Consider the following 9,224-nt stretch of genomic DNA (forward strand, 5'->3'; position numbering starts at 1 on the left):
TCGGAAGAACTGCGGTCAGTCGACGAGTGCCCGCTTGTGGGCATTTCCTCGCAAGGTACTCAAGGCGATCGCGCTGACGGCGCACGTTGCCATCACGAAGTAGGCCGGAATATCGAGATTGGAAGTTTCCTTGATCAGCCACGTGATGATCAAACCGGCGCAGCCCGAAAAGACCGCGTTGGACAGGGAGTATGCGAGTCCCAATCCGGTGTACCGAACCGAGGTGGGGAACATCTCGGAGAGCATGGCGGGTCCGGGTCCGGCAACAAGTCCCACTGCGGCGCCGGCGGCAAACACTGCAAATCCCTTGGCTGTCAAAGACGTCTGCTCGTTCTGCAGGACGTTGAGCAGCGGCAGAGCCAAGACCAGAATTATCACGGTGCCGGTGAGCATGACCGCGCGTCGTCCGATGCGATCGCTGAGTCCACCCGCGATCGGAATGGTCACCGCGAAGCCCGCATTGGCAAGCACGGAAGCAACAAGTGCCTGATGGAAAGTCGCGTTGAGCGAACTCTGAAGATAAGTCGGCATCACGACGAGGAACGTGTAACCGGCAGCAGACCACCCCATCAACCGCCCGATTCCGAGCAGAATCGCCCTGGCCGTCTCTCCGACAGTCGGCTGCACTACCGGCGCCGGCGCATCAGCTGTCGGTTCGGACTGGACTGATCGAGCACGCTCGAACGACGGCGTTTCTTCGAGCCGGAGCCTGAGCCACAGGGCAACCAGCCCCAGCGGCAGTGCAAGGAGGAACGGGATACGCCAGCCCCAGTCACCGAGCTGTGACGGGTCGAGGACAGTGGCGAGGAGTGCTGCGATACCCGCACCGGCGAGCAGTCCGAGTGCGACGGTGAACGACTGCCACGAGCCGTACAGCCCACGTCGTCCGGGCGGAGCGAACTCGGTCATCACCGACACCGCACCGCCGAACTCACCACCGGCCGACAATCCCTGCAGAATTCGAAGGACCGTCAAGAGAAGCGGTGCCAGAATTCCGACGCTCTCGTAGGTGGGGAGCACACCGATCAGGGTCGTCGCAGCCGACATCAGCAGAAGAACGATCACCAGGGTGGGACGTCGGCCGATGCGGTCACCGAGTCGACCGAACAGCGCGGCCCCCACTGGGCGGAAGAAAAACGCCAACGCAAACGACGCGTAGGTCTTGATCAGGCTTTCGAGGTCGCCGGAGCCGTCGGCGCTGAAGAAGTTCGACGCGATGATCGTCGCGAAGAACCCGTACACACCGAACTCGTACCACTCGATGAAATTTCCGACGGAGCCGGCGACGAGCGCCCTGCGCCGTTTGAGCTGCGCACCATCGTTCCGTGTCTGCACTGTGATGCCCATGCCGTCCTCCGTTGACGAAACCCGAATATGCAACAAAGTTTCATCTGAACGGAGTAGAAATGTCAAGAAGTTTCACGATTGGATTTTTACTACGCCCCGAAGCCTTATGCTCCCGCGAACGTGAATGCCTCCGCCCGTTCGAACTGGTCAGTGGAGTCACCGGAATAGACGGTGCTCTCGTTCGGTCCGAGTCCGAGCTTTCGGACGGGTGTCCCTTCCGCGAGATCCATCGACGCCACGTCCACCCAGAAGGTATTGGGCGTCATCGCCGACTCGAAGAAATAGAGCGTGCGTTTGTGATCGACGACGGTGCGCCAACGGGTCGATGAAATGTTGGGCTCATCGGGAGTCGAAATACCGAGGGGCACCGACACATTCCGAATAACACTGAAGGTGGATGCCAACGCCGCCCGCGGATCGTCCGTCTGCGGTATCGCATCGACATAGAACGACGCCCGAGCGAATCTGTCAGCGGCACGGTTTGTTCCGGGCAGCATGACGGTCCCGTTGATCTGCTTCCAGTACTCGTTGACGGCGAGTTGCTGATCGAAGATCGGCGAATTGGTCATCACCTGGTACTCACGGCTGTGATGAATCGTCGGGCGTCCACCGACGTACTCGATGATCGCGCTGTCTCCCCCGGCGTCCGAGAGCGACATGTGCAGCGTTGCGAGGCGGTCTTCGCCGGGAACGGCAGCGGTCACTACCGTGAACGGTTCCGACGCGAGTACTTCGACCGCTTCCTGAACTGTCGCAAAGCGATCCAGGACGTATTGCGCCCACGCCGCGATCGACAATCCCGGGGTCGAACCGTCATACGTCGGGTACTCGGACTCGACCAACCACAAGAGATTGGCAGACAGTCCAGCCTCGTTGACCCCGTCGGTCGTGCACATGTCGTAGGCCGTCGCGACAACACTTCCGTATTTCGACGTCCACTGTATCGAGTTCGGACCTGCGCAGCCCCCTCTGGTCATGCCGCGCGGGAAAGCCCAGAGGTTTGTTCCGAGGTCGACCTTCCAATCCATCGATCGAGCAGTGATCACAGTGTCGTTGGGCCCCAAGTAGACCAAGCGTGTACACATCGAAAACTATCCCTTCGTTACGGCGTGACGATATTGAAACTGGGATCGAAGGTATCGAGCAACCCTCCCAGCGTCTCGAGCGCTGATTCGTCTCCGTCGAGCGAAATCTTCCCGGCCTTGGCCAGTTCGGCGGCCGCGCCCGGTTGCAGAAGCGCTCCCACGAGTGCCGCTTTCGGGCCCGAGACCGTCAGTTGTGTGTTCGGTGACGCACCCTTACGTGCATTGAGGACACCGCGCTTGACCCACGCAGTCCATGCCTCGTCGCCGCGATCGGTGAACACGAAATCGATCCGCAGTTCCGCGTCGGTGGCCTTGTCGCCGATGAGATGTATTGCAACGAAGTCGAAGAGGATGTCGATGGGCATCGCGAGGACACTGTCCTGACTTGCCGTGACGTACGGGGCAGGCTGGGCGCCCTCGCGTAGTTCCAATGCGGCCGAGAGATAGATCCCACGCCACTGCGGCCCTTCGGCTTGATAGCCCATCTGCTCGTAGACGTCGGCTTGCAGGTTCCTCGCTTCGGCGTTCTCCGGTTGCGCGAACACCAACTTGTGCAGGATCTCTGCCGCCCATCGGTAGTCCGCGGCGTCGAATGCCCGCTTACCCTCGTCCAGGATCTTCTGCGCGCCAAGGAGATCGACGAACCTCTTCGCCGATTCGACCGGCGGATGAGGATGAAGCGACACCGGATCGCCGTCCCACATTCCCAGTTCCTTGGTGTACACGGCGCGAACGTCGTGGTGCAGAGTGCCGTGATATCCGCGGTTGTACCACTTGCGCCCGAGTTCGTCCGGTAGTTCGATCACCTCGGCAGCTTCGAGCGGCGTGTACCCCTTGTTCGCGAGACGGAGTGCCTGGTCGTGAATGTACTTGTAAGTGTCCCTTTGCGATTCGATGAACGGCACCAGGTTCTCGTTACCCCACACCGGCCACGTGTGCGGTCCGTAGTGAACAGTCGCGTCGTCTCCCCACCGTTCGAGAGTCTCGTCCAGATACCGCGCGAAGTTCCGAGCGTCGCGAGTGCGCGCACCTCTTAAGGTCTGGATGTTGTGGAGCGAATGATTGGCGTTCTCCGCACAGGTCAGCGCGGCGAGTTCGGGGATCCAGATGTGCATTTCCTCCGGGGCCTCGGTATCCGGCGCGTAGAGGAACTCGAATTCCAGACCGGCTATCTCACGCTTCGTTCCGGTCTCCGTGATGCTGTCAGTGGGGGAAATATACGAGACAAGTGGACCTTTCGTGCTGATCGTGCCGATGCCGCAGGTAACCATCCCTTTGGCATCGAGATCGAGCAATCCACCGAAGGCGTAGAAGGACCGTCTCGCCATGGCATTTCCGGCGACGACGTTTTCCCCGATCGCGAACTTGTCGAACGACGCGATCGTGCCCGGTGCGATGATCGGAACTCGCCCGGACGTCACGTCGTCCAGATCGACGATCCCTTTGACTCCGCCGTAGTGGTCGATGTGGGTGTGCGTGTAGATGATCGCCGAAACTGGCTTATCGCTGACGTGCTCACGAATCATCTTCATACCCTGGCGCGCCGATTCGACCCCCGCCATACAGTCGATGACGATCAGTCCCTCGCCACCTTCGACAACCGTCAAATTTGCCAGGTCGTTGTTCCGTACCTGGTAAAGGCGATCCGTCACCTGATACAGACCACCTCGGCGCATCAGTTGTCCTTGACGCCACAGGCTCGGATTGACTGTCTCCGGCGCGGCAACATCGTCACCGAGGTATGCCATCGCATCGGGATCGAAGACCGTATGCCCGTCATCGGCGACAACCTTGCCCGGCAACGGAGCGATCAATCCTCGATCCGCGTCGGCAAAATCCTGCCGGTCGTCCATGGCATACCGTGCGACTGCCTCGCGATTCGCCGTGACTGTGGCCGGTGTTGCGTCCTTAGGTGTCTGGCACATGGCACTCCCCCGCTCGGATACGACGATCTGATACCCCATCATCTGTATCGGTTGGGCACGCGCTTGGAATCACCCGCGCAGGGTGAAGCTCCCACGAACACGCGAGGTGATCAGCCGGGGAGTTCCTCGGAATTCCGAGATGCGAGTGCAATCACCAGGACCGCGATCCCACATCCGGCAACCAGGATCCATCCCGACCTCGATGCCTGCGCGACATCCACCGATGCACTGCCGCCGATGATGCCACCGGCCAGCGCAACACCGAGAGCAGCACCGAATTGGCGTGCACTGGAGGTTATTCCACCAGCAAGCCCCGCCTGCGATCTCGGCAACCCGTTGACGGCGGTGTTGGTGATCGGGGCATTCGAGAATCCGAATCCGATACCGAGGAACAGGTAAGCGGCCAAGAGCATCGGAATCGCCGTGTTGTTGTCGAGCGAGACCAGGCACAGCCCGCCGAGTGTCGTGAAGCTACCAGCAATGAGTAGCGGCCGCCGCGGGCCGAAGCGTCCGACGAGTATTCCGGACAACGGCGCGCAGACCGTTGCCGCAACAGCCATCGGAAGGGTGATCGCGCCGGCCAGTGCCGGACTCATTCCGCGGGAGTGCTGCAAGTAGAACGTGCCGAGCAGTAGCGTCGCGTTCAACGCCACGAACACCACGACAGCGCCGACCACAGCCGACGAGAACGTTCTGCGGCGAAAGAGTGCCAGATCCATCAGTGGCTCGCGCTTGCGTGATTCGACGCGGATGAATGCGGCCAACGCTGCAGCAACAACGACATACCCTGCCGTCGCCGCGGCAGAGAACCATCCGATTCGCGGACCCTCGATCAGAAGGGCGACCGCCCCGCCGACAAGAATCACCAGTAGCAACTGACCGGGAAGGTCGAGACGTCGCGACTGCTGCGCTCGGGACTCCGGTACAAACACAGCAGTCAAGACGAGCACGGCCAAGATCACCGGCACGTTGATCCAGAAAACCGATCGCCAGCCGAAACTTTCGATGAGCACACCGCCGACGATCGGCCCTGCCGCCATACTCAGGCCGAAGACCGCGGCCCACACCCCGATCGCCTTGGCCCGCTCCTTCGGGTCGGTCATCACGTTGACCACGATCGCCAAGGCAACCGGACTGAGCATCGACCCACCGACGCCTTGGACGATCCGCGCCGCGATCAGCACCTCCACGGACGGAGCGAGTGCGCAGGCAATCGACGCCACCCCGAAAACGACAAGCCCGATCTGAAAGACTCGTCTCCTGCCGAATCGATCGGCCACCGCTCCGGACGAGATCAGCAAGCTGGCCAGGACGAGTGTGTACGCGTTGACGACCCATTCCAGACCACGGGTTCCGACGCGAAATCCCTCACCGATCGTCGGCAGGGCTACGTTGACGATGGTCGTGTCCAACCCGACGACGAACAGGCTCGTGCAGCAGATCGCCAGGATGCCCCATCGCCGCCGTGCATCAAGTCCGATCACTTGCGGTTCGATCCCGCTCGAAGGTTTCATGGTCGGACTCCATCTCTCGAAGTGCTCTGCCGTACTCGACTGTCGAAAGGATCGTTGCTCTCCAGAGTCCGAAGTCGGTAAGAATTTTGCGGAAACTGCAAAGATGGACGGCATGGATGCTGAATTCGAGCAGTTGATCACCGATATCGGACCGAGGCTGCGCACGCTTCGACGCGATCGCGGATTGACTCTCGAGGCGCTGTCCGAGGCCACCGGCGTCTCCGTCAGCGCACTCTCACGCCTCGAATCGGGTAAGCGTCGTCCCACCCTCGATCTGTTGTTGCCGCTTGCCCGAGCGCACCGGGTCGCGCTGGACCAACTCGTCGGCGCTCCCGCTACGGGCGATCCCCGGGTTCACCTCACCCCGACCCGACGCAAGAACGGCAGTGCCGTCGTTCCGTTGACGCGCTATCCCGGCCGCGTGCAGGTCTTCAAGCAGGTGATCGGTCCGCGTCCACCGAAGCTGGTCACCCACGCCGGCTACGAATGGCTCTACGTCCTCGCCGGGGATCTGCGTCTCATCCTGGGGGCGAACGAGGTTGTCCTGCACCCCGGGGAAGTCGCGGAGTTCGACACTGCCGAGCCCCATTGGTTCGGGCCTGCCGATGAACAGGTGGTGGAGATCTTGCACCTGTTCGGCCCGCAAGGCGAGAAGGCACACGTGCGCACGAAGGTAAAGAACGCTCCTGCCTAAAGCGTGTTTATCGAAAGCTAGTTCACTGCATGTGTTTTCAATCGGTTCGACAACGTATGAGCATACTCGAGGAGTAGCGTTCCCAACTCGGCATGACGCGCGGGCCGGAAGCGTGTTTCCACTCCGGTCAGGCTCAGCGCCCAGTCCGGGCGACCGTTGCGATCGAACACCGCGGCACCCATCCCCCAGCTTCCCTCGACGATGAGGGCTGGATTGACCGCGTACCCGGTGACACGCGTCGACTCGATTCGCTCACGGATTGATGCCTCACTGTGGATCTCACCCCATTCCGATTCCAGATTCACTCGGGCGAAATAGTCGTCGACATCCCGCGTCGGTAGATGGCTCAAGATGGCAAGCCCCGCCGACGCGACCCCCAACGGGAATCGCTTCCCCTCGTGCAGCACGTGAGATCGCAGTGGAAAACTGCCTTCCTGACTCAGGATGCAGACGGTCTCGTCACCTCGGCGTGCCGACAGGAAGGCGCTCTCCCCCGTGACCCGGGCAAGTTCGTCGACGACGTCGCGGGCCCGGTCGGTGATGTCGTACCGATTTCCGGCCGCCGCCCCCAGGAGGTACAACTCCGGGCCGAGAGACCACCGACCGGTTCGTGCGTCACGGTCGACCAGTCCTTCGGCAGCCAGGGACGTGAGCAGTCGGTGCGCAGTGGGCCGAGCGAGGCCGGTGACCTTGCCCAATTCCGTGGTGGAAGTGCCCGTTGGTTCGGACGCGCCGAGGGCTCGCAGAAGTGCAGCCACCCGCGCGACCATGGCCGGCGATTGCCCGTGAGTTGGCATGCAGCCATCCTAGCGTCCATTCAATGAACGAAATTCCTTCAGACGATCAGTAGTCGATCAGTTCTCGGTTGATGTTCGAGATTCCTTGAACCTGTGAACTGGAGATAGTTCACTGGATATCGAAGTGAGTGAGTGTCTACTCAATGAACGCTTGGCAGGGAGAGAACATGACAGCAAAGGTGTACGAGTCCGCAGCGGAGGCGGTCGCCGACATCGTCGACGGCGCAACGCTGGCCGTCGGCGGATTCGGCTTGTGCGGCATCCCCGACGTGTTGATCGACGCGATCGCAGCTACGAGTGCAACCGACCTCGAGGTGTTCTCCAACAACTGCGGTGTCGACGATCACGGTCTCGGAATCTTGCTGAGCGCCGGCCGTATCCGACGAGTGACCGCGTCGTACGTCGGCGAGAACAAGGAGTTCGCCCGGCAGTACCTGGCCGGCGAACTCGAAGTGGAACTGACGCCGCAGGGAACGCTCGCCGAGCGTCTGCGCGCCGGCGGAACCGGAATCCCCGCATTCTTCACACCGGCCGGAGTGGGTAGCCCCATCTCCGACGGCGGAATGCCATGGCGCTACGACGCCGACGGCTCGATCGCTATTGCATCGCCTCCGAAGGAGACTCGCGTCTTCGGAACCAAGCGTTACGTGATGGAAGAGGCGATCAACGCCGACTACGCACTCGTGCACGCCGTTCTCGGTGACACCGACGGCAACCTCGTGTTCGACAAGACCGCGATGAACTTCAACCCTCTCGCTGCCATGGCCGGTCGCATCACCATCGCGCAGGTGGAACGCCTCGTCGAACCTGGTGAAATCGATCCGGCGTCAGTGCATCTACCTGGGGTCTTCGTCCAGCGCGTAGTCCACACCGGACCTCAGAACAAGCGAATCGAAAAGCGAACCGTCAGCGCTTCGGAAGGAACCACACGATGACCGCACCAGTGACAGTGACGGGTTGGACGCGCCAGCAGATGGCAGCGCGGGCGGCCGCAGAGATGATCGACGGCGAGTACGTCAACCTCGGAATCGGCCTTCCCACACTAATTCCCGGATACCTGGGCTCGGACGTTCGTGTGGTCCTGCACTCGGAGAACGGAATTCTCGGCACCGGACCGTATCCCACCGAGGACAACGTCGATCCTGACCTCATCAACGCCGGCAAAGAGACCGTGACCGTCAATCCCGGTGCAGCATATTTTGATTCGGCCCTCTCGTTCGGGATGATCCGAGGCGGCCACATCGACACCGCAGTCCTCGGCGGTATGCAGGTGTCGAAGACGGGCGACCTCGCCAACTGGATGGTCCCCGGGAAGATGGTCAAGGGCATGGGCGGCGCGATGGACCTGGTCCACGGAGCCCGACGCGTCATCGTCGTCATGGAGCACAACGACCGCGACGGCAACCCCAAGATCGTTGACGCCTGCACCCTGCCGCTCACCGGCCAGGGCGTGGTGAATCGGATCATCACCAACCTCGCCGTCATCGACGTGAGCGAAGAAGGTCCACTCGTCCTGCGTGAACTCGCCCCCGATGTCAGCGTCGAAGACGTAGTCGCCGCAACCGGCACCGAACTGAAAGTTGAACTGGCATGACCGACACGACCACTGTGATTGTCGCGGGAGCTCGTACCCCGATGGGTCGACTCCTCGGATCGTTGAAAGACCTCTCCGGGTCCGACCTCGGCGGCATCGCCATCAAAGGCGCCCTCGACAAGTCCTCAGTCGCACCCGAACAGGTCGACTACGTCATCATGGGACAGGTCCTCACCGCCGGCGCCGGCCAGATGCCCGCCCGCCAAGCCGCCGTCGCCGCCGGCATCCCCATGAACGTCCCCGCCCTGAGCATCAACAAAGTGTGCCT

General features: G+C 61.6%; 8 protein-coding genes and 1 pseudogene. 4 read left to right on the forward strand and 5 right to left on the reverse strand.

The window, feature by feature from the left end; genetic code table 11:
* Window positions 1–15: 15 nt before the first annotated feature.
* The 4 genes from ATN37_RS21935 to ATN37_RS21950 all read right to left on the reverse strand — a co-directional run bounded on the left by ATN37_RS21935 (window position 16) and on the right by ATN37_RS21950 (window position 5,871).
* Window positions 16–1,347, reverse strand: coding sequence for an MFS transporter (locus ATN37_RS21935; protein WP_218695613.1), 1,332 nt, complete (start codon window positions 1,345–1,347; stop codon window positions 16–18).
* 104 nt (window positions 1,348–1,451) lie between these two features.
* Window positions 1,452–2,432, reverse strand: a complete 981-nt coding sequence (locus ATN37_RS21940) for a linear amide C-N hydrolase (RefSeq protein WP_081557465.1) — start codon at window positions 2,430–2,432, stop codon at window positions 1,452–1,454.
* Between the two features lie 17 nt (window positions 2,433–2,449).
* Complete coding sequence (locus ATN37_RS21945) at window positions 2,450–4,357, reverse strand: alkyl/aryl-sulfatase (protein ID WP_218695614.1); 1,908 nt, start codon at window positions 4,355–4,357, stop codon at window positions 2,450–2,452.
* A gap of 110 nt (window positions 4,358–4,467) precedes the next feature.
* Window positions 4,468–5,871, reverse strand: a complete 1,404-nt coding sequence (locus ATN37_RS21950; RefSeq protein WP_218695615.1) for an MFS transporter — start codon at window positions 5,869–5,871, stop codon at window positions 4,468–4,470.
* Between the two features lie 112 nt (window positions 5,872–5,983).
* Between ATN37_RS21950 and ATN37_RS21955 the strand changes: the two genes are divergently transcribed.
* Complete coding sequence (locus ATN37_RS21955; RefSeq protein WP_374103519.1) at window positions 5,984–6,565, forward strand: helix-turn-helix domain-containing protein; 582 nt, start codon at window positions 5,984–5,986, stop codon at window positions 6,563–6,565.
* A 17-nt stretch (window positions 6,566–6,582) separates the two neighbouring features.
* Here ATN37_RS21955 and ATN37_RS21960 read toward each other — a convergent pair whose 3' ends face one another.
* Window positions 6,583–7,362, reverse strand: a complete 780-nt coding sequence (locus ATN37_RS21960) for an IclR family transcriptional regulator (protein ID WP_218695617.1) — start codon at window positions 7,360–7,362, stop codon at window positions 6,583–6,585.
* 167 nt (window positions 7,363–7,529) lie between these two features.
* Here ATN37_RS21960 and ATN37_RS21965 point away from each other — a divergent pair, with 167 nt between their 5' ends.
* The 3 genes and pseudogenes from ATN37_RS21965 to ATN37_RS21975 form a co-directional block, all read left to right on the forward strand.
* Window positions 7,530–8,297, forward strand: a complete 768-nt coding sequence (locus tag ATN37_RS21965; protein WP_007726398.1) for a CoA transferase subunit A — start codon at window positions 7,530–7,532, stop codon at window positions 8,295–8,297.
* Window positions 8,294–8,956, forward strand: coding sequence for a 3-oxoacid CoA-transferase subunit B (locus ATN37_RS21970; RefSeq protein ID WP_007726396.1), 663 nt, complete (start codon window positions 8,294–8,296; stop codon window positions 8,954–8,956). The genes ATN37_RS21965 and ATN37_RS21970 overlap by 4 nt, the downstream gene beginning before the upstream one ends.
* Window positions 8,953–9,224: pseudogene (locus ATN37_RS21975) on the forward strand (acetyl-CoA C-acyltransferase); the annotation flags it as partial. The gene ATN37_RS21970 and the pseudogene ATN37_RS21975, both read left to right, overlap by 4 nt.

The sequence above is a fragment of the Rhodococcus sp. MH15 genome (genome assembly GCF_019266045.1).
GTDB classification, from domain to species: domain Bacteria; phylum Actinomycetota; class Actinomycetes; order Mycobacteriales; family Mycobacteriaceae; genus Rhodococcus_F; species Rhodococcus_F qingshengii.

Excerpts from the sequence above, each read along its gene's own strand:
- ATN37_RS21935 (WP_218695613.1), bottom strand. The coding sequence starts at position 1,347 with ATGGGCATCACAGTGCAGACACGGAACGATGGTGCGCAGCTCAAACGG.
- ATN37_RS21940 (WP_081557465.1), bottom strand. The coding sequence starts at position 2,432 with ATGTGTACACGCTTGGTCTACTTGGGGCCCAACGACACTGTGATCACT.
- ATN37_RS21945 (WP_218695614.1), bottom strand. The coding sequence starts at position 4,357 with ATGTGCCAGACACCTAAGGACGCAACACCGGCCACAGTCACGGCGAAT.
- ATN37_RS21950 (WP_218695615.1), bottom strand. The coding sequence starts at position 5,871 with ATGAAACCTTCGAGCGGGATCGAACCGCAAGTGATCGGACTTGATGCA.
- ATN37_RS21955 (WP_374103519.1), top strand. The coding sequence starts at position 5,984 with ATGGATGCTGAATTCGAGCAGTTGATCACCGATATCGGACCGAGGCTG.
- ATN37_RS21960 (WP_218695617.1), bottom strand. The coding sequence starts at position 7,362 with ATGCCAACTCACGGGCAATCGCCGGCCATGGTCGCGCGGGTGGCTGCA.
- ATN37_RS21965 (WP_007726398.1), top strand. The coding sequence starts at position 7,530 with ATGACAGCAAAGGTGTACGAGTCCGCAGCGGAGGCGGTCGCCGACATC.
- ATN37_RS21970 (WP_007726396.1), top strand. The coding sequence starts at position 8,294 with ATGACCGCACCAGTGACAGTGACGGGTTGGACGCGCCAGCAGATGGCA.